General features: G+C 52.4%; 22 protein-coding genes and 1 other annotated feature. Of the genes, 6 read left to right on the top strand and 16 right to left on the bottom strand.

Annotation, left to right across the window (positions count from 1 at the left end):
- The first annotated feature begins 26 nt into the window (after nt 1-26).
- Entirely contained in the window at nt 27-800 is a 774-nt protein-coding gene (gene yaaA, locus HV346_RS03345) for a peroxide stress protein YaaA (RefSeq protein WP_181622180.1), read from the top strand.
- Nucleotides 801-833: 33 nt separating this feature from the next.
- On the opposite strand, the gene HV346_RS03340 is transcribed toward yaaA, so the two are convergent.
- The 7 genes from HV346_RS03340 to yjjY all read right to left on the bottom strand — a co-directional run bounded on the left by HV346_RS03340 (nt 834) and on the right by yjjY (nt 7645).
- Entirely contained in the window at nt 834-1127 is a 294-nt protein-coding gene (locus HV346_RS03340) for a DUF2502 domain-containing protein (RefSeq protein ID WP_181622179.1), read from the bottom strand.
- Between the two features lie 247 nt (nt 1128-1374).
- Complete coding sequence (gene thrC / locus HV346_RS03335; protein ID WP_181622178.1) at nt 1375-2661, bottom strand: threonine synthase; 1287 nt, start codon at nt 2659-2661, stop codon at nt 1375-1377.
- Between the two features lie 3 nt (nt 2662-2664).
- A complete protein-coding gene (gene thrB, locus HV346_RS03330) occupies nt 2665-3594 on the bottom strand; it encodes a homoserine kinase (protein ID WP_181622177.1) in 930 nt (309 codons plus the stop codon).
- A 1-nt stretch (nt 3595) separates the two neighbouring features.
- Nucleotides 3596-6058, bottom strand: coding sequence for a bifunctional aspartate kinase/homoserine dehydrogenase I (gene thrA / locus HV346_RS03325; protein WP_181622176.1), 2463 nt, complete (start codon nt 6056-6058; stop codon nt 3596-3598).
- Between the two features lie 24 nt (nt 6059-6082).
- Nucleotides 6083-6200: a sequence feature (Thr leader region), on the bottom strand.
- Entirely contained in the window at nt 6139-6207 is a 69-nt protein-coding gene (gene thrL / locus HV346_RS03320; protein ID WP_015572623.1) for a thr operon leader peptide, read from the bottom strand. (Overlaps the previous feature by 62 nt.)
- Nucleotides 6208-6418: 211 nt before the next feature.
- Nucleotides 6419-7105 (bottom strand): tRNA/rRNA methyltransferase, encoded by a 687-nt coding sequence (locus tag HV346_RS03315; protein ID WP_181622175.1) that lies wholly within the window; start codon nt 7103-7105, stop codon nt 6419-6421.
- Between the two features lie 399 nt (nt 7106-7504).
- A complete protein-coding gene (gene yjjY, locus HV346_RS03310; RefSeq protein WP_001541509.1) occupies nt 7505-7645 on the bottom strand; it encodes a protein YjjY in 141 nt (46 codons plus the stop codon).
- A gap of 95 nt (nt 7646-7740) precedes the next feature.
- Between yjjY and arcA the strand changes: the two genes are divergently transcribed.
- Nucleotides 7741-8457 (top strand): two-component system response regulator ArcA, encoded by a 717-nt coding sequence (gene arcA, locus HV346_RS03305; protein WP_003856501.1) that lies wholly within the window; start codon nt 7741-7743, stop codon nt 8455-8457.
- 46 nt (nt 8458-8503) lie between these two features.
- On the opposite strand, the gene creD is transcribed toward arcA, so the two are convergent.
- From creD to creA, 4 genes are read right to left on the bottom strand one after another with little or no spacing between them, the layout of a single operon-like run.
- Nucleotides 8504-9853 (bottom strand): cell envelope integrity protein CreD, encoded by a 1350-nt coding sequence (creD, locus tag HV346_RS03300; RefSeq protein WP_181622174.1) that lies wholly within the window; start codon nt 9851-9853, stop codon nt 8504-8506.
- A gap of 59 nt (nt 9854-9912) precedes the next feature.
- Nucleotides 9913-11337, bottom strand: coding sequence for a two-component system sensor histidine kinase CreC (creC, locus tag HV346_RS03295; RefSeq protein ID WP_181622173.1), 1425 nt, complete (start codon nt 11335-11337; stop codon nt 9913-9915).
- Nucleotides 11337-12026, bottom strand: coding sequence for a two-component system response regulator CreB (creB, locus tag HV346_RS03290; RefSeq protein ID WP_181622172.1), 690 nt, complete (start codon nt 12024-12026; stop codon nt 11337-11339). The genes creC and creB overlap by 1 nt, the downstream gene beginning before the upstream one ends.
- Nucleotides 12027-12040: 14 nt before the next feature.
- The gene (gene creA, locus HV346_RS03285; protein WP_181622171.1) at nt 12041-12511 is read right to left on the bottom strand and encodes a protein CreA; all 471 of its coding nucleotides are present in this window, start codon (nt 12509-12511) and stop codon (nt 12041-12043) included.
- Between the two features lie 211 nt (nt 12512-12722).
- On the opposite strand from creA, the gene robA reads away from it, so the two are divergent.
- Nucleotides 12723-13592 (top strand): MDR efflux pump AcrAB transcriptional activator RobA, encoded by an 870-nt coding sequence (gene robA / locus HV346_RS03280; RefSeq protein ID WP_181622170.1) that lies wholly within the window; start codon nt 12723-12725, stop codon nt 13590-13592.
- Here the strand turns inward: robA and gpmB are convergent.
- Nucleotides 13589-14236 carry a 2,3-diphosphoglycerate-dependent phosphoglycerate mutase GpmB gene (gene gpmB, locus HV346_RS03275; RefSeq protein WP_181622169.1) on the bottom strand — a complete coding sequence of 216 codons (648 nt, stop codon included), beginning with the start codon at nt 14234-14236 and terminating at the stop codon, nt 13589-13591. The genes robA and gpmB overlap by 4 nt on opposite strands.
- A 50-nt stretch (nt 14237-14286) precedes the next feature.
- Between gpmB and yjjX the strand changes: the two genes are divergently transcribed.
- Entirely contained in the window at nt 14287-14802 is a 516-nt protein-coding gene (yjjX, locus tag HV346_RS03270) for an inosine/xanthosine triphosphatase (protein ID WP_181622168.1), read from the top strand.
- Here the strand turns inward: yjjX and trpR are convergent.
- Nucleotides 14793-15122: a trp operon repressor gene (gene trpR / locus HV346_RS03265; protein ID WP_181622167.1), complete on the bottom strand. Its 330-nt coding sequence runs from the start codon at nt 15120-15122 to the stop codon at nt 14793-14795. The two genes, yjjX and trpR, sit on opposite strands and share 10 nt — an antisense overlap.
- Before the next feature lie 55 nt (nt 15123-15177).
- Entirely contained in the window at nt 15178-17115 is a 1938-nt protein-coding gene (gene sltY, locus HV346_RS03260) for a murein transglycosylase (RefSeq protein WP_181622166.1), read from the bottom strand.
- Nucleotides 17116-17345: 230 nt separating this feature from the next.
- Here sltY and ettA point away from each other — a divergent pair, with 230 nt between their 5' ends.
- The gene (ettA, locus tag HV346_RS03255) at nt 17346-19013 is read left to right on the top strand and encodes an energy-dependent translational throttle protein EttA (RefSeq protein ID WP_181622165.1); all 1668 of its coding nucleotides are present in this window, start codon (nt 17346-17348) and stop codon (nt 19011-19013) included.
- Between the two features lie 88 nt (nt 19014-19101).
- Here the strand turns inward: ettA and HV346_RS03250 are convergent, their stop codons facing one another.
- Nucleotides 19102-20001 carry a LysR family transcriptional regulator gene (locus tag HV346_RS03250; RefSeq protein WP_181622164.1) on the bottom strand — a complete coding sequence of 300 codons (900 nt, stop codon included), beginning with the start codon at nt 19999-20001 and terminating at the stop codon, nt 19102-19104.
- 108 nt (nt 20002-20109) lie between these two features.
- On the opposite strand from HV346_RS03250, the gene HV346_RS03245 reads away from it, so the two are divergent.
- Nucleotides 20110-21111 (top strand): zinc-binding alcohol dehydrogenase family protein, encoded by a 1002-nt coding sequence (locus HV346_RS03245; protein ID WP_181622163.1) that lies wholly within the window; start codon nt 20110-20112, stop codon nt 21109-21111.
- 108 nt (nt 21112-21219) lie between these two features.
- On the opposite strand, the gene nadR is transcribed toward HV346_RS03245, so the two are convergent.
- Nucleotides 21220-22452, bottom strand: coding sequence for a multifunctional transcriptional regulator/nicotinamide-nucleotide adenylyltransferase/ribosylnicotinamide kinase NadR (gene nadR / locus HV346_RS03240; RefSeq protein WP_181622162.1), 1233 nt, complete (start codon nt 22450-22452; stop codon nt 21220-21222).
- Nucleotides 22453-22475: the final 23 nt, after the last annotated feature.

Raw genomic sequence — 22475 nt, 5'->3', positions numbered from 1 at the left:
CTCTAAATTTCCTGCAAGGACTGGATATGCTGATTCTGATTTCACCTGCAAAAACGCTCGATTACCAGAGCCCGCTCGCAACCGATCGTTATACCCAGCCAGAACTGCTGGACTATTCGCAACAGTTGATCCACGAGGCACGTAAACTCTCCGCGCCACAAATCGCCTCTTTGATGAGCATCAGCGATAAACTGGCGGATCTTAACGCCACCCGTTTTCACGACTGGCAGCCCAACTTCACGCCGTCGAACGCTCGTCAGGCACTTCTGGCCTTTAAAGGCGACGTTTATACCGGCCTTCAGGCGGAAGAGTTTAGCGAAGCCGACTTCGATTTTGCTCAGCAACATCTGCGCATGCTATCCGGCCTGTATGGCGTCCTGCGCCCACTGGATCTGATGCAACCTTATCGCCTGGAAATGGGCATCCGTCTGGAAAATGCAAAAGGCAAAGACCTCTACCATTTCTGGGGCGAGACCATTACCGATAAGCTGAATGCAGCGCTGCAGGCTCAGGGCGATAACATCGTGATCAATCTGGCCTCTGACGAGTACTACAAATCCGTGAAACCGAAAAAGCTGAATGCAGAGATCATCAAGCCGGTATTCCTGGACGAGAAAAACGGTAAGTTTAAAGTGATCAGTTTCTACGCCAAGAAAGCGCGTGGGCTGATGAGCCGCTACATCATTCAAAACCGCCTGACGAAGCCAGAACAGTTAACCGGGTTTAACAGCGAAGGATATTTCTTTGACGAGGAAACGTCAGGGAAAGGTGAACTGGTGTTTAAGCGTCACGAGCAGTAATACATTTCCCCCGCCGCCTGGCGGGGGAAAAGATTAATGGTGTTTCCAGTCCGGGCCAGGACGATGATCATCACGATGGTCGTCATGGCGGTCATCATGACCACGATGTTCATCATGCGGATGCCAGCGGTTGTCGCGCCATTCATAATGTGATTTCCACCAGTCATGGTCGCGCCAGTGGCCACCATCCCAGTAATGTCCACGATTATCCTGATCGCCTATCTGTAGTTTTACCGCAGGGACAAGTGTGATTTCTGCAGCCTGTACCGCCATGGGAGCGACCAGCATCAGCGAAAGTGCCAGCAGAGCAGGTTTCAATGTAGACATAGGTTACTCCTTATTAATCTTGCCCAACGTGGGCCGATGTAAGGAGATTACGTGAGGGGAATCGGGGATGTTATTCTCTGCAATCCTAATCTCTAAGTGACCGCATTTATTGGGAATTTCTACTTTATTCCTGCTCAATCTCTCCTTAATTTCTCCATAAAAAGGCCGGGTGGCAAAGATGCCTGACCCGGCCTGTTATTGATGCTGCTTGATACCCGGTGGCGCGTCACTCACCGGGCGAAAAAAATTACGCGTTGGTCATCATCAATTTACGCAGTGCCGAAAAATCCGCAGGCAGATTGTGAGACAGCAGCGGCAGATCAGCGCGGTCTGCCAGCTCTTTTGGCAGCGGCAGCGATTCACCCAGGATCTCATCCACACTTTCTTTAAACTTCGCTGGATGCGCCGTTCCGAGGAACAGACCATATTCACCTGGATTCAGTTGGTCGCGCAGAGCGCGGTAAGCAATCGCCGCGTGTGGTTCAGAAGTGTAGCCCACCGCTTTAAGTTCACGCATCGTCGCTTTGGTGGTTTCATCCGTCACAGCTGCATAGCCCAGATCGCCCAGACGCCAGACCTTACGGCGGAACAGCTCTTCCACACGTGGCCAGTTGTTTGGCTGGCTCACGTCCATGGCGTTAGAGAGTGTTGCCTGAGTCGCGTGTGGCGCCCATTTCCCGTCTTGCAGGAAACGTGGCACGGTGTCGTTAGCATTGGTGGCAGCAATAAAGCGTTTTACTGGCAGACCCAGAGATTTCGCCAGTAAACCTGCCGTCAGGTCGCCAAAGTTGCCGCTTGGCACAGAGATCACCAGTTGATTACGGGCTTCCTGTGGCAGTTGTGCAACCGCTTCAAAGTAGTAACAAATCTGCGCCAGAAGACGACTGATGTTGATCGAGTTTGCCGAGTTCAGACCCAGCGCAGTTTTCAGTTCTTCGTCATCAAAGGCCTGTTTAACCAGCGCCTGGCAGGCATCGAAATCACCATCGATCGCCACAGTTTCAATATTGCCGCCGAGAGTACAGAACAGTTTTTCCTGCAATGGGCTGATTTTTCCCTGCGGATAGAGGATCACGACACGAACGTTTTTCAGACCATAGAATGCGTGTGCCACTGCTGCGCCGGTATCACCGGATGTTGCCGTCAGGATGGTGACAGGTTTGTCACCGCTGATATGGGTCAACATTTGCGCCATAAAACGGCCGCCAAAATCTTTAAAGGCCAGTGTTGGACCGTGGAACAACTCCAGGCAGCCCACATCTGGCTCGACCGGATTGACCGGCGCCGGGAACGCAAATGCCGCGCGCACGCGTTCTTCCAACTGCGCCTGTGGAATTTCATCGCCAATAAACGCCGAGAGAATTTTCGCACTGCGGGTGACGAAATCCAGCTTGAGCATCTCATCAATTTCCGTCAGTTGAAATTCCGGCAGATCGTGCGGGAAGAACAGCCCCTGGTTTTTACCTAATCCCTGCGTGACTGCCTGCGCGAAGCTGACCTGCTCGTTATGATCTTTAAGGTTGTAGAGTTTCATTATTTATCCCAGTACTCGTGCGCCAGCCGTGTCCAGACGGCAAATATGAACAAAGCCTTCCTGATTTTGCAGGTAGTGTTTAGAGAGCCACTCAGCCACGCGCTGCGCGGTGTCAGGCTTATCGCATAATGCAAACAGCGTTGGGCCGGAACCCGAAATCCCGCACGCCTGCGCACCAATATCCAGTGACGCTTGCCGCGCTTCGTTGAACCCTGGCAGCAGCTTCGTGCGATACGGCTCAGCAATAACGTCTTTCATTAATTTCGCTGCAAGCTGTGGCTGACGGGTGTAACAGGCATGGATAAAGCCCGCCAGATGGCGGCCATGCGCAATACAATCCTGACGACGGTACTGAGCAGGCAAAATCGCACGGGCTTCGGCGGTAGACACTTTAATGCCCGGATACGCCAGCACCCATAACCACTCATCAAATCCCGGAACTTGCTGGCTGATGATGCCGTTTTCTTCAATCATCAACTGCATGCCGCCGAGGAAACACGGAGCCACATTATCGTAGTGGATGCTGCCGGAAATCCGCCCTTCCAGCTCGCCCATTAATCCCAGCAGGCGGTTGTTGTTAAGCGGCTTACCGCAATGCTCATTCATGGCAACCAGCGCAGCAACCACAGAACAGGCACTGGAGCCAAGCCCGGAGCCGATCGGCATACTTTTTTCCAGCGTCATGGCGACGGGCACATTTTTGCCGATCTCCTGACAGAATCGCTCCCAGCACTGATACACAATATTCTCGCGCGGTTCTGCCGGCAGTTTGCTGGCAAAGCGGCCAATGTTATTCAGACTAAAGCTGTCTGCCGCTTCTACCGTAACGGTATCACCCAGCAGCGAACCATTGACCGGCGTCACCGCCGCACCCAGCACATCAAATCCGACGCTCATATTGGCGCTGGAAGCCGGGGCATAAACTTTCACCATGTTAAACTCCTAACTTCCATGACAGGGTCCGTAGCAGATCGGCAAACACACCCGCAGCCGTCACATCGTTCCCTGCGCCATAGCCGCGAAGGACCAACGGTAATGGCTGATAATAGTGGCTGTAAAACGCAAGGGCGTTTTCGCCGTTTTTGACTTTGAACAGTGGATCGTTCCCGTCCACTTCAGCGATCTTCACGCGGCAAATGCCGTCGTCTTCGATATTGCCAACATAGCGCAATACCTTGCCTTCATCACGGGCTTTCGCCACTCGCGCAGCAAATGCGTCATCGAGTTGCGATAGATTGACCATAAATGCACTAACGTCACCGCTGTCGTCGAACCCTGCTGGAAGCACAGGTTCGATAACGATATCAGACAGTTCCAGTTCGCGTCCGGTCTCACGTGCCAGGATCAGAAGCTTACGCGCCACATCCATTCCAGAAAGATCATCACGAGGATCGGGTTCGGTAAAGCCCATTTCACGGGCAATGCTCGTTGCCTGAGAAAGACTCATGCCTTCATCAAGCTTCCCGAAGATGAATGACAGCGAGCCAGACAGAATACCGGAGAAACGCTGCAACTCGTCTCCCGCATTCAGCAGGTTTTGCAGGTTTTCGATAACCGGCAATCCCGCCCCGACGTTGGTGTCATACAGGAACTTGCGACGGGACTTACTGGCGGCCAGGCGCAACTGGTGGTAGTAATCCATTGACGAGGTGTTCGCCTTTTTGTTTGGCGTGACCACATGGAATCCTTCACGCAGGAAGTCAGCATACTGATCCGCCACCGCCTGGTTGGAAGTACAATCGACAATCACCGGATTTAGCAGGTGATACTCTTTGACCAGGCGGATCAGACGCCCCAGATTGAAAGGCTCTTTCGCCTCTGCCATCTCCGCCTGCCAGTTCTCCAGATTCAGACCGTGCACATTGGTCAGCAACGCTTTTGAATTCGCGATACCACACACGCGCAGGTCAATATGTTTCTTCTTTAGCCATGCCTGCTGGCGCTTTACCTGTTCGAGTAACGCACCTCCGACGCCCCCCACGCCCACCAGGAACAGTTCAATCACCTGGTCGGTGTTGAACAGCATCTGATGCACGACACGGACCCCTGTCATCGCATCTTCGTTATCAACAACAACGGAGATAGAGCGCTCTGACGAGCCCTGTGCAATGGCGACAATGTTGATATTGGCGCGCGCCAACGCGGCAAAGAACTTGGCAGAGATCCCGCGCAACGTGCGCATGCCATCACCGACCACGGAGATGATCGCCAGACGTTCCTGGATAGAGAGCGGCTCCAGCAGCTCTTCTTTCAGCTCCAGATAGAACTCTTCTTCAAGCGCGCGGCGAGCACGCAGGCAGTCAAGCTGGGGAACACAGAAACTGATGCTGTACTCGGAAGAGGACTGGGTGATCAACACGACAGAAATACCATTGCGTGACATCGCGGCGAAGACTCGTGCAGCCATGCCAACCATGCCTTTCATGCCGGGTCCCGATACGCTAAACATCGCCATGTTGTTCAGGTTGGAAATACCTTTGACCGGCAGTCCATCCTCATCAGTGCTCGCGCCAATCAGCGTACCCGGCGCTTGTGGGTTACCGGTGTTTTTAATCAGGCAAGGAATTTGGAACTGAGCAATTGGGGAAATCGTACGAGGGTGAAGAACTTTAGCGCCAAAGTAGGAGAGCTCCATCGCTTCCTGATATGACATCGACTTCAACAACCTTGCGTCCGGAACCTGGCGCGGGTCACAGGTATAAACACCGTCGACGTCAGTCCAGATCTCACAACAATCTGCACGTAAACAGGCCGCCAGCACTGCAGCAGAGTAATCAGAGCCGTTACGGCCCAGCACTACCAGTTCACCCTTCTCGTTTCCAGCAGTAAACCCAGCCATCAGGATCATGTGGTCAGACGGAATTTTGCTCGCGGCAATGCGACGGGTCGATTCGGCTATATCAACGGTCGATTCGAGGTAATGGCCTACCGCCAGCAGTTTTTCTACAGGGTCGATCACCGTGACGTTATGGCCACGCGCTTCCAGCAGGCCCGCCATGATAGCGATAGAAAGTTTCTCACCGCGACAGATCAGCGCCGCATTGATGCTATCCGGGCACTGTCCCAACAGGCTGATCCCATGCAGGACGTGTTTGATCTGTGCAAATTCATGCTCAACAACGGTTTTCAGTTGTGCAAGCGGGAAACCAGGCTGAAGATCAGCCAGCCCTTGCAGAAGCTCAGCGAAAATACGCTCGGCGTCGCTGATGTTCGGGAGTGCATCCTGTCCACCGATGGTCTTCTCAATCATCGCCACCAGATGGTTGGTGATTTTCGCAGGGGCAGAAAGCACGGTTGCCACCTGCCCCTGCCTGGCGTTGCTCTCCAGGATATCGGCAACACGCAGAAAACGTTCTGCATTTGCCACTGATGTACCGCCGAACTTCAACACTCGCATGGTATTACCTCATGATCTTTAGCCGAAAAAAAAGCCCGCACTGTTTAGGTGCGGGCTTTTTTCTGTTTTTCCTGTACGCGTCAGCCCGCATCGTTACCTGTGGTAATGATGATGGTTGTTGTAATGGTGGTGATGCTGATGCGTTTCATGGATGTTGTGTACTCTGTAATTATTATCTGTCTGTGCTGTATTCTTTTAGGGTTAAAGGATTAGGCATCTTAAGTCAATAAATTTTTAATTTGATCACAATTCGGGACACTCTCACGACCCGCTGCTTGCACATTTATTTTCATCCGAAAACTCCAGACTCACCCTCCGTTATCAGAGGGTTTCTCCATATCGAAAACTTATGACAACATTTTACTCGGTCAATTTTTTTTCAATATCGTGCAGTAATCGGTGCAACATTGCCGTATCCCGCTGCTCAAGACGCCCCAAACGTTGATGCAACCAGTCGGCCATTTTCTGATCGTCGGCAACGCCCAGTTGCGACAACAAACTTTGGGCACGCGTGCGCAAAGCTGACAATTGGTTTTCATCCGTGGCGATCGCCTGAGGGGAAGCAATTTGCATTAGCGATGATAATTGATAGCAATAAACCATCACCGCCTGCCCTAAATTCAGAGAGGGGTAATCCGCCACCATCGGTACGCCAGTCAGCACATCGGCCAGCTCCAGCTCTTCGTTGGTCAGCCCCGAATCTTCACGGCCAAAAACCAGTGCCGCCTTCGTCAGCCACTGGCTTTTCTCCGTCAACAGAGGAACCAGTTCCTGAGGTGTCGCATAGTAATGAAACTTTGCGCGGCTCCGCGCAGTGGTGGCGACGCTAAAGGATATGTCATGCAACGCCTCAGCCAGCGTACGGTAAGTGGTTATATTATCGAGAATATCACCGGAACCATGAGCCACCCAGCGCGTGGCAGGTTCAAGGTGCGCAACGCTGTCAACGATACGTAAATCGGTAAAACCCATGGTCTTCATGGCACGCGCCGCAGCGCCTATATTTTCTGCTCTTGCTGGTGCAACCAGCACTATCGACAGATGCATTTATGCTCTCTTTTTAATCAGTTAGCGCGTAAAAGTGTGATACCCATCAACATATTACGCAGCACGAATTTACAAATTTGCAACACCAATCACCGAAATAGCGTTTCATAACAAATTAAAAACGCTAAACTATTTTGAGACTGAACAATCGGTTAGAATGTTAATAGATACGGCTTATCCCTATGTTTAATAATGATAATACCCGTATGAATGCCAAGTCCCGATTGGATTCGTAATGTTTATCAATCAATATCCGCAACTAGTTGGTTTATTGAAAATTTGTGACAAAGGCTAGCATTCAGATACGATGATTTCATCAAACTGTTAACGTGCTACAATTGAACTTGATATATGTCAACGAAGCGTAGTTTTATTGGGTGTCCGGTGTCACTTAGCCTGTTATGTTGCTGTTAAAATGGTTAGGATGACAGCCGTTTTTGACACTGTCGGGTCCAGAGGGAAAGTACCCACGACCAAGCTAATGATGTTGTTGACGTTGATGGAAAGTGCATCAAGAACGCAATTACGTACTTTAGTCACGTTAGGCCGGTCATGTTAATTTGCGACATGCATCAGGCAGGTCAGGGACTTTTGTACTTCCTGTTTCGATTTAGTTGGCAATTTAGGTAGCAAACATGCAGACCCCGCACATTCTTATCGTTGAAGACGAGTTGGTAACACGCAACACGTTAAAGAGCATTTTCGAAGCAGAAGGCTACGATGTCTTTGAAGCGACCGATGGCGCAGAAATGCATCAGATCCTTTCTGAAAATGATATTAACCTGGTCATTATGGACATCAACTTGCCTGGGAAAAACGGCCTTCTTCTGGCGCGCGAACTGCGTGAACAGGCGAACGTCGCATTAATGTTCCTGACAGGCCGTGATAACGAAGTTGATAAAATTCTTGGTCTGGAAATCGGCGCGGATGACTATATCACCAAACCGTTTAATCCTCGCGAATTAACCATTCGTGCACGTAACCTGCTGTCCCGCACCATGAATTTGGGCACGGTCAGCGAAGAGCGTCGTAGCGTAGACAGCTACAAATTCAACGGCTGGGAACTTGATATCAATAGCCGGTCGCTGATTAGCCCGAACGGTGAGCAGTACAAACTGCCCCGCAGTGAATTCCGCGCCATGCTGCACTTCTGCGAAAATCCGGGCAAAATTCAGTCCCGCGCAGAGCTGCTGAAGAAAATGACCGGTCGCGAGCTGAAGCCACACGACCGTACCGTGGACGTCACCATTCGTCGTATTCGTAAACATTTCGAATCTACGCCGGATACGCCGGAAATCATCGCCACTATTCATGGTGAAGGCTATCGTTTCTGCGGCGATCTGCAGGAATAATCCCCCCCTCAACGTATTAAAAAACGGCGCTTTTGCGCCGTTTTTTTTATTTCCAAATCCGCATAGCATCATTATCCACGTCCGTCGGTGGAACCGCACGTTTAGCCTGAGAAAGTGAATACCAGTCAAAATGGCGGGTCAGGTACATCACCGTAAACAAGGCCAGTGCCAGAACCGCAGAGCCCAGCAGTAACGCGCTATCCTCGGAACGGAGCAGGAACCACATCACCACGTCCAGCCCCAGTAGCGCCAGAACAAACATACCGCTTCGCTTCCCGCTCTTTAATACCGCCTGCAGATAGACTCCATTCATCAACACCCCGACGAGACTGGCCGTAATCCAGGCCTTTGTGAATCCGACATGCTCTGACAACGCCAGCAACACCAGATAAAACAGCACCAGCGACAAGCCCACCAGAAGATACTGCATCGGATGAAGGCGCAGCCCGGTTAAGGTTTCAAAGACAAAGAAGGCCATAAAGGTCAGGGTGATAAGTAAAATCGCGTACTTAATTGCGCGGTCAGTCAGTTGGTACTGGTCGGCAGGCGTCGCGACCATCACGCTAAATGCCGGGATCGCATGCCATTCCGGTATTTCCCCATCACTGAACTGGCTTTCCAGATTGTTGGCAAACCAGCTACTCTGCCAGTGAGCCTGAAAACCCGATGCACTGATTTGGTGTTTAACAGGCAGGTAGTCTCCCATAAAGCCCGGATGTGGCCAGTTACTATTGAGAGTAAGTTCGCTGCTACGGCCCACCGGAACCACAGAGAAACTGCCGGTTCCCGCCAGATTGAGCGTCATATCCAGGGCGAATGTTTTCGAGGCCATCACTTTGCTGGTCAGCGGAATATGCACACCGGGCAATTGCCCTGACACTCCCGAGCCAGGCTCCACGACTAAAGTCTCATCGCCGATCTTCGACACATTAACCGCGCCAATTCCTCGCGCATCCCCCACGCCTACCGTAATAAAGGGTTGTCCCAGGGTTATCGTTTCGCCTTTGAGTTGCGCCAGTTTTTCGGTAGTAAACTGCGCTTTTATACTCAGCTCGTTATTCCAGATCTGTCCGTCGTAAATCCCGATACTTCGTGATTCAACACGCTGATTACCTTCAATAAGTAACGTGTCTGGTAACAGAAAATGGAGGTAACTCCGTTTGTACTCAACCTTTTTCTTTTCCTCAATCTTGTAGTAAATCTCCGTTACCGGAATGGCAATCAACGGGCCAACGAGCTGTTGTGGGCCACTGGTGCTTTGGCGAAGCGTATTTTCAACATCGTTGCGGTAGCTCACCCGCTCCGAAATCAAATTACTGACCATAAACAGCGGGATTAATAAGAGCAGGATGCACCCTAAAAGGGTGCTGACTTTCCAGAACAGGGGGGATTTCATCTTTACGTCTCCTTTGTAATAAGGAGATCGTAACGCCGCAGTGTGGGGTCAGTTTGAAGTTATGTGAAGGGACGGTGAAGTGTCAGCGTGGCTATCACACCGCCTTCATCCCTGTTTTGCAACGTAATCTCGCCCTGGTGCAGACGCGCAACTTCCTGCACAAAGGCCAACCCAAGCCCACTGCTCTTCAGGCCGTTATCACGCGGAAGCGAGTAAAAACGCTCAAAAATACGCGCAAGGGCATAATCCGGGATCCCACTGCCCGTGTCGGTTACACTGAGCCTTACCCGCTGTTTCTCCTCGTGAGCAGCAAGCGCTATCGCGCCACCTTGCGGTGTAAAGTCAATCGCATTATCGAGCAAATTCCCCAGCGCTTGTTCCAGCAGATCAACATCCCCCGTAACATGGCACTGCGCGGACTGGCAGGTCAGCATGATGTTTTTGGCGGACAAGATCGCAGATCGCGCATCGGTAAGCCGCGTAAAAAGCATCGCCACATCCAGCGTGACGGGAACGATATCCACTCTATTCTCAAGCCGCGCCTGAGCAAGCAGCTTTTCCACTAACGACTGCATACGCGCATTTTGCACCAGTATGTTATCGATAAACCGCGCAGCTACCTGAGGAGGCGGCTGCTCCGCCAGAATTTCTGCCGCCCCGCGAATGGCTGCAAGCGGGCTTTTCAGCTCGTGAGTCAGCGAATGAACATAGTGTTCGATGTAGTTCTTCCCTTCCAGGCGAATACGCATATTCTCCAGAGCCTGCGCCAGCTTCCGCAGTTCACTGCTGCCAGGATCCGGCAGCGGCAAAGGCGCGTCATGGGTTACCGAATCCGCGTAACGAGACAACGTGCTGATCGAGCGATTAATCCACCCTGCCACCACCAGCCCAATCAGTAACGCAATCCCCAGCAGTGCTCCACCCGCCCACAAAATGCGACGTTCACTACGGTGGATAACCGGCGCCATGGCGCTATTGGGTTTCCCTACCGATAGCACACCAATAATTTTGCCCTGGTCCACAATTGGCGCAGCAACATACATCACTGTGCTTTCCGGATCATCAGGGTGGCGCTGGGTACTGCGCGCACCGTATTCCCCACGCAACGTCAGCCAGACATCGTTCCAGCGAGAGTAGTCATCGCCTACCGCAAGCCCCGCAGAATCAAATACAACCCGCCCCTGTGCATCGGTCATGTAAACGTGGTACTCATTGCGCACTTTATGGATGCCGCTGATATTGGCGCGAAAAGGCCGCTGATGGAGTTGCGAAAAAGCCTGTGCCACACGCCCGTGTAGCGGATCGCCGGAGAGCAAATCATCGCGTCCAACCTCCGCCAGCAACGTCGCAGTGTCGATCAATGTCCCTTCTGTTGCCCTGCGTACGCCGGGTTTAACCTCCTGAACAAAGATCGACAGCACAAACCAGGCGGCGATCGCCACGATCAGGAAATAGCCCAATAGCAACCGCATCCCAATGCGCATTAGTACAGCCCCAGGCTATATCCCATCCCGCGATGCGTACTGATGGGAGAGAGTTCGTTATTCACCGCACGCAGTTTCGCGCGCAGGGTTTTAATATGGGTATCAACCGTCCGATCAAAGCTGTCGCCTTCGTCTCCCCACACTTTGTCCATTAACTGCTGACGTGAAAATACGCGCCCCGGTGCAAGCAGCAATGTTTTGAGCAACAGGAACTCGTAGCGCGTGAGGGATAACGCTTCCCCATACCAGCTAATGCGGGCAGCGGGTTCGTTCAACTCAAACTCCCCGATACGAACGATATCCGAAGGCGCGGCTGACTTCTGCATCCGCCGTAAAATCGTCCTCACTCGCGCACAGACTTCGCGCGGGGAAAAAGGCTTCGCCACATAATCATCAGCCCCGATTTCCAGACCAAGCAGCTTATCCACTTCATCACTGCGAGCCGTCAGGAACAGCACCGGCAGTGAGGGATGTTGCGCCAGCAACTGACGGCACAGCTCAAACCCGCTGATATCAGGCAGTCCGACATCCAGAATGGCCAGCGCAGGCATCTGCCGACGCGCATCCTCCAGTACGGGTAAGCCGCGTTCAAACGCCTTCACCGCAAAACCTTCCTGTTGAAGCATGTAGATAAGCGTCTCCGCAATACTGATTTCGTCTTCAACCAGCCAAATCAACGGTTGCTGCATGGTTCATCCCTGAGTTAGCGCCACGGCATAATCGGTACGGCGCTGAGCGCATTTTTGGGTGAGCCATCCACCACTTTGTCGGAATACGCCAGATAGGCGAGCGTGTTGCGTGTCGCATCATAGAAGCGCACGACCTGCAGTTTCTTGAACACTAACGAGGTCCGTTTCTGGAATACCACGTCCCCCTGCGCTTTGCCGTTTTTGATTTTGTCACTCAATTCAACCGGCCCCACCTGCTGACAGGAAATCGCCGCGTCGGAGGTGTCCTCAGCCAGCCCCAATCCACCTTTGATACCGCCCGTTTTTGCGCGGCTGATGTAGCAGGTGACGTTTTTCACATCAGGATCGTCGAACGCTTCGACCACAATCTTGTGGTCAGGGCCGAACATTTTGAACACGGTATCAACGGAACCGATTTGTTCCGCCTGTGCCATACGGCCAACCATCAGCAACAGAGCGGTGAAGATCAATGTCTTGTATTTCATATTGTTACCATTCTTTAAAATTACAGTGAGCGATTATTCAACACGTTAGACAAAAATGTAGCAAGATCACAGGATTAGAAAATAAAGGTCCATAATGTGCTGCAAAAAGCATTAATGCACAAAAAAAACACCGAATGCTAAAACATCAAAAAATGCTATTATCCGCTAACCTGATATCAGGTATCTGCTGTTTTAAGGATGAGGATAGTATATGGATCAGGCTGGAATTATTCGCGACCTGCTTACCTGGCTGGAAGGTCATCTTGACCAGCCTTTGTCACTGGATAATGTGGCGGCAAAAGCAGGCTATTCCAAGTGGCATTTACAAAGGATGTTCAAGGATGTCACTGGACATGCTATCGGTGCTTATATTCGCGCACGTCGCCTTTCGAAATCCGCAGTTGCGTTGCGGCTTACTGCGCGTCCGATTCTGGATATTGCTCTGCAATACCGTTTTGATTCACAGCAAACCTTCACCCGAGCCTTTAAAAAACAGTTTTCATTGACGCCAGCGCTCTACCGCCGTGCGCCAGACTGGAGCTCATTTGGTATGCGCCCGCCGCTGCGACTCGGTGAATTTGCGATGCCAAAACATGAAATTATCACGCTGCCTGAAACCCACCTGATCGGCACGACGCAAAGTTATGCCTGTTCTCTGGAGCAGATTTCCGAGTTCCGTCACCAAATGCGTGTTCAGTTCTGGCGCGATTTCCTGAGCCATGCGCCCGCCATCCCACCGTTGCTGTACGGTCTGAATGAAACGCATCCAAGCCAGGAAAAAGACGACGAACAAGAGGTGTTCTACACCACGGCGTTAACGCCGGAAATGGCCAACGGCTATATCCAGGGGGCAAAACCGGTCGTGCTGGAAGGTGGCGATTACGTCATGTTCACCTACGAAGGGCTGGGAACCGGTGTTCAGGAGTTTATCCTGACCGTATACGGAACCTGCATGCCAATGCTGAAGCTGAACCGCCGTAAAGGTCAGGACATTGAGCGTTACTATCCGGCAAGCGACGTTAAACCGGAAGAACGCCCAATCAATCTGCGGATGGAATTCTTAATCCCTGTCCGCCGCTAACGCTGCAGTTCGTCCAGCGCAGGGGCATCGAGATGCGAAATGTCCCCTGCCATTTCCACAACCCATCCTGACGCCAGCCACTGGCTTTCCTGATAGTCGATACGGGAAAGAGAGCAGTTACGCAGACGCAGACGGCGCTCCGCATACGCAGGAAGGCCCAGGATGGTGCTGACCAGACAACCCAGCGCAATACCGTGGCTGACTAACAACGGACGGCTTCCTGCCGGAAGCTTCAGGCACTCTTCCAGCGCAGCATGAACGCGCACGCTCAGCTCCTGCATTGACTCACCTTCAGGAATACGACCGTCTTCCGTACCGTTTACCAGCGTACGACGCCAGCCTTCTTCCTTTTCCGTCAAAGAATCGATGTGGCGTTTTTCCAGCACGCCCATATCCAGTTCGCGAAGGCGTGGGTCAAGCACTACATCGCAACCACAGGCATCAGCGATAATGCGCGCAGTCTGCTGTGTACGACCTAAATCACTGGAAATCACGTGAGTGATCCCCAATGTTCTGGCACGCTCTGCCACTTGCCATGCTTGTTGCTCACCCTTTTCGGTGAGAGGACTGTCTGATTGGCCTTGAATACGTCGCTCGGCGTTCCACTGGGTTTCACCGTGGCGAACAAGGTATACCTGTAACATGCTTTTTTTCCGTTATACTGCGATGAGTTTTTTTTGAATCGAGCTTAATTATGCACCATGTTGTCTCAGCTACCACTAATCCTGCCAAAATTCAGGCAATTCTAAGGGCATTTGATGAGATCTTCGGCGAAGGATCCTGCCATATTGACGCTATAGCCGTCGAGAGTGGCGTTCCTGAACAGCCGTTTGGAAGCGAGGAAACGCGTGCTGGCGCACGAAATCGTGTTGCGAATGCAAAGACCGCTTGCCCTCAGGCCGATTTTTGGGTTGCGATTGAAGCAGGTATCGACGACGGCGCAACATTTAGCTGGGTGGTCATTGAAAGCCGTGAACAGCGCGGCGAAGCTCGTTCGGCTACACTGCCGTTACCGAAGGTTATCCTGGAAAAAGTGCGTGAAGGTGAAGCTCTCGGGCCGGTGATGTCACAATACACCGGCATCGATGAGATTGGCCGTAAAGAAGGCGCGATTGGTGTCTTTACTGCCGGTACGCTGACACGCTCAAGCGTCTACCATCAGGCAGTGATCCTGGCCTTAAGCCCGTTCCATAACGCGATTTACCGCTGAATATCCAACAACACCGATTCCAGCCACTGACGTAACTCGACAGGGGCGGATTTCAGGCTGTTTGAACCGCGGGTAATCGTCGCAATACCCGCGCCAAGCTCATTTTTCAGCTCGCGCTGGCTCATTTCACCGCGCAATAACTCTTCGATGATCCTAACACGTGTCCCCAACGCTTCACGCTCGTCGGGCGTGAGCATCAGTTGCAACAGAGGTAGATGCAAATCCTGATCGTAAGACTGACGGAGCAACTCCACGAAACGAAGCCACTCCTGATTGCGTTGCTCGGCCATCGCCGATGAATAAGGGGAATGCTGGGTCATGTTATGCCGCCTGTTGTACTCTTTAGCGAGTACAGCATAACACAACCCACGCCGATCAGTAACGTCTCTGCCACTCAGCATCGCTCATCAGGGTATCCTTTTGCCCCATGAAGTAGCGATAGTACGCGTCATAAGCCAGTACGTTCTTCACATATCCGCGCGTTTCGGAGAAGGGAATACTCTCCACAAACGCCACTGCATCAATACGTCCTGCACTGTTGCCGAGCCAGGTACGAACACGTCCAGGACCCGCATTGTATGCCGCAGAGGAGAAGATGCGGTTATTACCAAACTGCTGATAAACATACTGCAAGTAGCTCGTACCAATGTTGATATTGGTATCCGGGTCAAGCAACTGTGATGGACTGCTGTACCCTGGAATATTGAACATCTTCACTGTATGCGTCGCTGTGCCAGGCATGATCTGCATCAGGCCGCTGGCCCCTACCGGAGAGCGAACTTTCGGGTTCCAGGCGCTCTCCTGACGGGCAATCGCCATGGCATAGCTTTGCGGAATATCTTTGCCACTGGTATAGCGATCGAAAAGGTCTTTATAGGCTAGCGGGAAACGTTCTTCGAGATGATCCCACAACTTCCCGGCGATCGTCGCCTGCACGCTTAGATCCCACCAGTGGTTATCAAAGGCATAACGCGCCAACTGGGCTTTTTCATCCGTAGTACGGCTGGTGACCAGATTGGCCCACTCGCTACGCGCGGTGTTATCCATATTCCAGTACATCAGCTCGCGAACGCGCGCCATCTCCGGGCCTTGTGTCAATGCGGGGCTGGCGTTGGCCGGTGCTTTATCAATCCGGAAAGTATACTCTTCACCCAGACGCTGCGCGGCAGCCATTGGGTAGAACCCGCGCTGCTGCATCAGTGAATGGAGGATCTCTTTAGCTTCGTCATCACGGCCACGCTCCAGCAGCAGGTCGGCCTGCCAGTAGCGCCATTCATCTTTTTCTTTAGCTTCCATAGGAAGACGCGCAAGCCAGGTATTAAGCCCGCGACGATCGCCGCTGCCCAGCGCCATACGTACGCGGCGCTCTACCAGCGAAGTGGAACTGGAACGCATCACCGCATCATCACGCCAGCGTGCCTGCTCGTCGGTCACGTCCGTGCCCATCAGCCGCCACGCCACTATATCGCGCAGTTCCTGAGTCTGATCCTCGTTAAGCTGCTGTACCTGTACCAATTGTGGGATCATCAGCCGTGCATTTTCCACATCATCACGCGCAACACTGGTGAAGGCCACTGCGGCCATCTGACGCGAAAAATCAGTTGCGGCAACCGAACGTGCAAAAGTCAGCACAGAGTTAGGATCATTTGCCAGCTGGATAATGGCAGAGGAGATGGTTTGGTAATCTGACGGCATCTGCCCCGCCAGCGCCGTTACCAGCCGGGTATTTCCGGCCTTCATCGCCAGCCGAATGCGTTCCAGGTAGGCCAGCGGATCTTGCTTGCCGGAGGCACGCCATGCACCGAACAGCGAATCACAGGCATTAGGCTGATTTTTCCCGGTTAACCACAGGTCTTTAGCGCCACTCCACGCCTCTTCTTGCTGCCCTGTGGCCCATTTGGCGTAGTAAAAGTTACACTGTGCTTCGGTGGTATTGGGTTTTTCCGGGCTGAAGGCCAGCAGTCCACGCCAGTCTTCGCGGCGCGCCAGCTCGTTCACAAAACGCGATTGCAGCGTTCGCGCAGGCGGCAGTGTCGGGTTGGCCTGAATAAATTGATTAACAGCGATCGTCGTTTGATTCATCAGATCATCTGTGATCTGGCGGTATTCCAGATACGGATACAGAGGATAATCTTTTAACGTCGGCATCAGTGCCTGAACGGTATCCATCTGCTTATTGTCCCACGCCTGCTTAATTTGCGCGTAGCGGTTACGTTGTTCATCCAGTGAATCGGCGTGCGCCGCATGGCTTATCGTCAGCACACATACGCTGGCAACCAGCAGACGCCAGACCACCTGTTTGGCTCTTTCCACAAGCTCTTCCTCATTGTTTTTTTTCGTCAATTGCAGCGTCTTGCCGCATCAAAGTCTACTTAACTTATGCTAACCAGGCATCCTTCAACGCGCCACGTTGTGGACACTTTTTTACCTTTGCTTGCGCGTTTTAACACTCCCGGTGTTCCTGGCTGGGATTAGGCGCTGAAAAAGGCTACACTTCGCAGCTGTTATCTATTCTCATCACGATAAAAGAGGCGAAGTCCAACGTGGCTCAATTCGTTTATACCATGCATCGTGTCGGCAAAGTGGTTCCGCCGAAACGTCATATTCTCAAAAATATCTCGCTGAGCTTCTTCCCGGGCGCAAAAATCGGTGTTCTGGGTCTCAACGGTGCCGGTAAGTCCACCCTGCTGCGCATCATGGCCGGCATCGATACAGACATCGAAGGTGAAGCACGTCCGCAGCCCGGTATCAAGATCGGTTACCTGCCGCAGGAACCCAGGCTGAACCCGGAACATACCGTGCGTGAATCCGTTGAAGAAGCCGTTTCTGAAGTGGTTAACGCACTGAAAGGTCTGGATGAAGTGTACGCGAAGTACGCCGAGCCTGATGCTGACTTCGACAAGCTCGCGGCGCAACAAGGCAAATTTGAAGAGATCATCCAGGCGCACGACGGTCACAACCTGAACGTGCAACTGGAGCGTGCAGCTGATGCCCTGCGCCTGCCTGACTGGGATGCCAAAATCGAGAAACTCTCCGGTGGTGAACGCCGCCGCGTCGCGCTGTGCCGTCTGCTGCTGGAAAAACCAGACATGCTGCTGCTCGATGAACCAACCAACCACCTGGATGCAGAATCAGTGGCATGGCTGGAACGTTTCCTGCACGATTTCGAAGGGACCGTTGTGGCAATTACCCACGACCGTTACTTCCTCGATAACGTGGCTGGCTGGATCCTGGAGCTGGACCGTGGTGAAGGTATTCCGTGGGAAGGTAACTACTCGTCCTGGCTTGAGCAGAAAGATCAGCGTCTGGCGCAGGAAGCTTCTCAGGAAGCGGCTCGTCGTAAATCTATCGAGAAAGAGCTGGAGTGGGTTCGTCAGGGCGCAAAAGGCCGTCAGTCTAAGGGCAAAGCCCGTCTGGCACGCTTCGAAGAGCTGAACAACACCGAATACCAGAAACGTAACGAAACCAACGAACTGTTTATTCCACCTGGAGCTCGTCTGGGCGATAAAGTCGTTGAAGTCAGCAATCTGTGTAAATCCTATGGCGATCGCGTGCTGATTGACGACCTGAGCTTCTCCGTACCGAAAGGCGCTATCGTCGGGATTATCGGCCCTAACGGCGCAGGTAAATCGACCCTGTTCCGCATGATGTCTGGCCAGGAGCAGCCTGATAGTGGCACTATCACCCTGGGCGAAACTGTGAAACTGGCCTCCGTTGACCAGTTCCGTGATGCGATGGACAACAGCAAAACCGTATGGGAAGAAGTGTCTGGCGGTCTGGACATCATGCGTATCGGCAACACCGAAATGCCAAGCCGTGCCTACGTTGGCCGCTTTAACTTTAAAGGTGTTGATCAGGGCAAACGCGTAGGCGAACTGTCCGGTGGTGAACGTGGTCGTCTGCATCTGGCAAAACTGCTGCAGGTTGGCGGTAACGTCCTGCTGCTCGATGAACCAACAAACGACCTGGATATCGAAACCCTGCGGGCACTGGAAAACGCCATGCTGGAATTCCCAGGTTGCGCAATGGTTATCTCGCACGACCGTTGGTTCCTTGACCGTATCGCCACCCACATTCTGGATTACCAGGATGAAGGTAAAGTGGAGTTCTTCGAAGGTAACTTCACCGAATACGAAGAGTATAAGAAACGTACGCTTGGGGCTGACGCACTGGAGCCAAAACGTATCAAGTACAAACGTATTTCCAAGTAAAAGCAAACGGCAACGAAAGTTGCCGTTTTTTTTATGTTTTCTTCTCTTTCGTCGGGAGAGCATCCGGTGAGGGCATCAGGCTGTACCGCTATCCTCCCACGTAAAACTGCTTCACCTCATCAAACTGCATCGCAAAGTCGATATAGCTCATCAGCGCAGGCGAGTTAAGTTTGCGGCTCGGGTAGACCAACCACAACTCGTTCCCCGCCACATTCCACTCCGGTAATACCTCTACCAGCGCGCCCTTCCCAATCTTATCTTCCAGCAAAAAAGCGGGTAAGAGCGTGATCCCTGCCCCCGCTATGGCACTCTCCCTCGCATAGACCAGGTTGTCGGTAACATGCGTATTATCCGGCAGATAGCGATAGTCTTCACTTCCACGCTGTAAGAGCCATTCAGACCATGCTTTATGACTAATACAGCGATGCTCAACCAGTTGGCGGGGATGGACAAGATCCGCAAAGTTTGCCAGATACCCGGGCGATGCCAGCAAAAAGCGCGGGCAATCACCTATCATGCGGCCAATCAGGGATGAGTCCTGCGGCTTGCCTGTCCGTAGTGCGACGTCGAACCCGGCTTCCACCAGATCAACCACATCATCAGAGATGCTGACATCCAGCGAAACATCCGGGTAGCGCCGCTGAAATTCCGCATTCATATGTGCCAGCAGCGTTGAGCCGATCCCGGCGGGGCAGGTAATGCGTAGCCGGCCACTGGGGTTATCCCGCAGACGCTGAATGGCATATTCCGCGCGCTCGCTGGCAGCCAGCATTTCCCGGCAATGCACCAGATAGTGCTCTCCGGCAAACGTCAGATTGAGTTTACGCGTGGTACGGTTAATCAGGCGGATCCCCACCTGCTGCTCAAGCTGGCTGATACGCTGGCTGACGCTGGATTTCGGCAATCCGGCTTTCTGAGCGGCCGCCGTGAAACTGCCCATTTCGGCGACCAGCGCGAACAGTGCCATATCCTGAAGCTGTTTAAACATGATTGTTCACCTTATGCGAACACTTCGTTCTCAATTGTCCATCTTATCACGCCACTGGTCACTGAATAGACTAACCTCACTACAACGCATCCTATTGAGGAGTTCCCCATGTCTGTTAAAGCAATTGCCATCAACCCACAAAATCCCTCCGCGTTTATTGAGTTGTCACTGCCAATGCCAGAGCCGGGTGAGAACGATCTGCTGGTCGAGGTGAAAGCCGTCTCCATCAACCCTGTTGATACGAAGGTTCATGCCGGTATTGTCAAAAATGGCCTCAAAGAACCCCGCATTCTGGGCTGGGATGCCAGTGGCATCGTGAAAGCCGTTGGTGCTGGTGTGACCGAGTTCAAACCTGGCGACGAGGTGTGGTATGCGGGAGATATTACTCGTCCCGGCAGTAACACAACCCATCAGCTGATTGATGCCCGTATTGTTGGGCACAAGCCAAACACCCTCGACTGGGCATCTGCTGCGGCTCTGCCGTTAACTGCGCTGACAGCATGGGAAGGTTTGTTTGAGCGATTAAATATTCAGGATGCGGGATCGGATAAAACACTGTTGATCATCGGCGGCGCTGGTGGCGTGGGATCGCTTGCGATCCCATTCGCGAAGCACAACAGCAACGTGACCGTGATCGCCACGGCATCACGTGAAGACTCCGCCCAGTGGTGTCGCGATCGTGGAGCCGATCAGGTGGTGAATTATCACGATCTGAAAGGTGAACTGGCAAAACAAGGGATCACATTTGTGGATTATATTTTTATCCTGAACGACACCGATGGCCACTGGAACGCAGTCAGTGAACTGATTGCGCCACAGGGACACATCTGCACCATCGTCGAGAACGAACATCCTCTGGATCAAAATAAACTGAAATCTAAATCAGCCACACTGCACTGGGAATTTATGTACACCCGCAGCATGTATCAGACAGCGGATATGGCTCGTCAGGGCGAGATCTTAGATGCGGTAGCGAAGCTGGTAGATAACGGCGTGGTGGAAAGCTCGCTCAGTGAAACGCTGCACGGATTGAGCGTCGAAAGCATCAGCGAAGCGCACCGAAAAGTGCTGGATGGGCATATGCGCGGGAAAGTGGTGGTTGAATTCTGACTGGTTTGTTCCCCTCAACCGGATCCTCTCTCCCCTATGGAGAGAGGATCACACAAAGCTGTCTTTCCACCCTCGTCCCTTTGGGGATAGGGCTGGGGTGAAGGGGATTTACCCCTGTTCCCCCATCATCTCCTTCACCAGCTCTACGCAGCGCAGGAAACGGGAATCGTAGTCTGACTCTTCAACATGCACGAACGGCACGTTGTTCTCGCGAAGCATCTCTACCAGCATGGTTTGAAACTCTTTGCGGTCCACCGAACTACCAAGGCTACGCATGCCATCGGCCACCCACGGGGTGTTATTTTCCAGCAGGATCACCAGGTCAAAACGGTATTCATCAATCAACGCCTGCACAAACGGATGCTCGCGACCTTCGTATTTTTTACAGAACGCCTGGGTGGTGACGAAGTCAGTATCGATAAACGCCACTTTATTAGCGTACTTGACCGCAAAGTCGATGTACTGCGCGTGCCCAAGTGCGATTTTGTCGTAATCCGAATACTGGAGCGCCATCTCATCTCCCCCCAAATGGGAGAAGACATAATCACGCCCATACTCCCACGCACTGGTGGTGTTAAAAATATTCGCCAGCTTGTTGACCAGGGTTGATTTACCGCTCGACTCTCCGCCCAGAATCGCCACCGTACGCACAAAGAACGGTTTCACTTCCGTCGGGATATAATCCCAATAGCGGAACGGGTTTTCGCGGATTTGCCCCCCGCTGATGTTCATAAAGGTACGTTTAGGATCGATCAGTACAGTCTCTGTTCCTAAATGTTCGCGAAACTGTGGCGCATCAGACTCTTCAGAGGTGTAGATCCAGTTAGGGGCGATGCCCTTCTCTTCCATAAAAGCTTTAACGCCATTGCTCCACACATCCCAGCCGTGTGGATAGGGTTCCATCCCCTCTTCGTTAAAAGCATGAATACGGATATTTTTCTGATACTTAAACGTCTGGAGCAACCATCGCAGGCGGTCAGACACCGTTGGCTGCTGTGACATGGCGCTATCTTCGAACAGTTCGCGGTCGCGCTTTTCGTCATAGCCCATGATGATATGCAGCTCATCAACCTGGCTACAGGCGCGCTGAATCAAATAGATATGGCCAGTATGCAGCGGATAAAACTTACCGAACACCACGCCGATGTTCTTTTGCATACGCGGGAATTCAAGCCCCAGAAAACGGTGCAATGCTTCGAGTTTTTGCGCGCTGGGGCTTTTGATTTTTGCATTCAGCAGCTGGCTTAAATAGCCTTTGGTCATGCCGCTCGCCTCTGCCACCTGCTGCAAGGTGCAGCCTTTCTGGCGAATTGCGGTCTTAAGATAGTCAAATGACGACATACGTTATAGTGCCTCCTGCAAAA

Origin of the sequence: Enterobacter sp. RHBSTW-00994, from assembly GCF_013782625.1 — a bacterium.
Classification (GTDB): domain Bacteria; phylum Pseudomonadota; class Gammaproteobacteria; order Enterobacterales; family Enterobacteriaceae; genus Enterobacter.
This window is presented reverse-complemented; position numbering and strand designations above follow the sequence as displayed.

Bases quoted from the DNA above. Each gene is read 5' to 3' on its own strand.
- creB (WP_181622172.1), bottom strand. From the start codon at position 12,026: ATGCAGCAACCGTTGATTTGGCTGGTTGAAGACGAAATCAGTATTGCG.
- thrB (WP_181622177.1), bottom strand. From the start codon at position 3,594: ATGGTGAAAGTTTATGCCCCGGCTTCCAGCGCCAATATGAGCGTCGGA.
- trpR (WP_181622167.1), bottom strand. From the start codon at position 15,122: ATGACCCAGCATTCCCCTTATTCATCGGCGATGGCCGAGCAACGCAAT.
- creA (WP_181622171.1), bottom strand. From the start codon at position 12,511: ATGAAATACAAGACATTGATCTTCACCGCTCTGTTGCTGATGGTTGGC.
- HV346_RS03245 (WP_181622163.1), top strand. From the start codon at position 20,110: ATGTCTGTTAAAGCAATTGCCATCAACCCACAAAATCCCTCCGCGTTT.
- nadR (WP_181622162.1), bottom strand. From the start codon at position 22,452: ATGTCGTCATTTGACTATCTTAAGACCGCAATTCGCCAGAAAGGCTGC.
- arcA (WP_003856501.1), top strand. From the start codon at position 7,741: ATGCAGACCCCGCACATTCTTATCGTTGAAGACGAGTTGGTAACACGC.
- gpmB (WP_181622169.1), bottom strand. From the start codon at position 14,236: ATGTTACAGGTATACCTTGTTCGCCACGGTGAAACCCAGTGGAACGCC.
- HV346_RS03340 (WP_181622179.1), bottom strand. From the start codon at position 1,127: ATGTCTACATTGAAACCTGCTCTGCTGGCACTTTCGCTGATGCTGGTC.
- creD (WP_181622174.1), bottom strand. From the start codon at position 9,853: ATGAAATCCCCCCTGTTCTGGAAAGTCAGCACCCTTTTAGGGTGCATC.
- yjjX (WP_181622168.1), top strand. From the start codon at position 14,287: ATGCACCATGTTGTCTCAGCTACCACTAATCCTGCCAAAATTCAGGCA.
- robA (WP_181622170.1), top strand. From the start codon at position 12,723: ATGGATCAGGCTGGAATTATTCGCGACCTGCTTACCTGGCTGGAAGGT.
- creC (WP_181622173.1), bottom strand. From the start codon at position 11,337: ATGCGCATTGGGATGCGGTTGCTATTGGGCTATTTCCTGATCGTGGCG.
- yaaA (WP_181622180.1), top strand. From the start codon at position 27: ATGCTGATTCTGATTTCACCTGCAAAAACGCTCGATTACCAGAGCCCG.
- thrA (WP_181622176.1), bottom strand. From the start codon at position 6,058: ATGCGAGTGTTGAAGTTCGGCGGTACATCAGTGGCAAATGCAGAACGT.
- thrC (WP_181622178.1), bottom strand. From the start codon at position 2,661: ATGAAACTCTACAACCTTAAAGATCATAACGAGCAGGTCAGCTTCGCG.
- HV346_RS03250 (WP_181622164.1), bottom strand. From the start codon at position 20,001: ATGTTTAAACAGCTTCAGGATATGGCACTGTTCGCGCTGGTCGCCGAA.
- HV346_RS03315 (WP_181622175.1), bottom strand. From the start codon at position 7,105: ATGCATCTGTCGATAGTGCTGGTTGCACCAGCAAGAGCAGAAAATATA.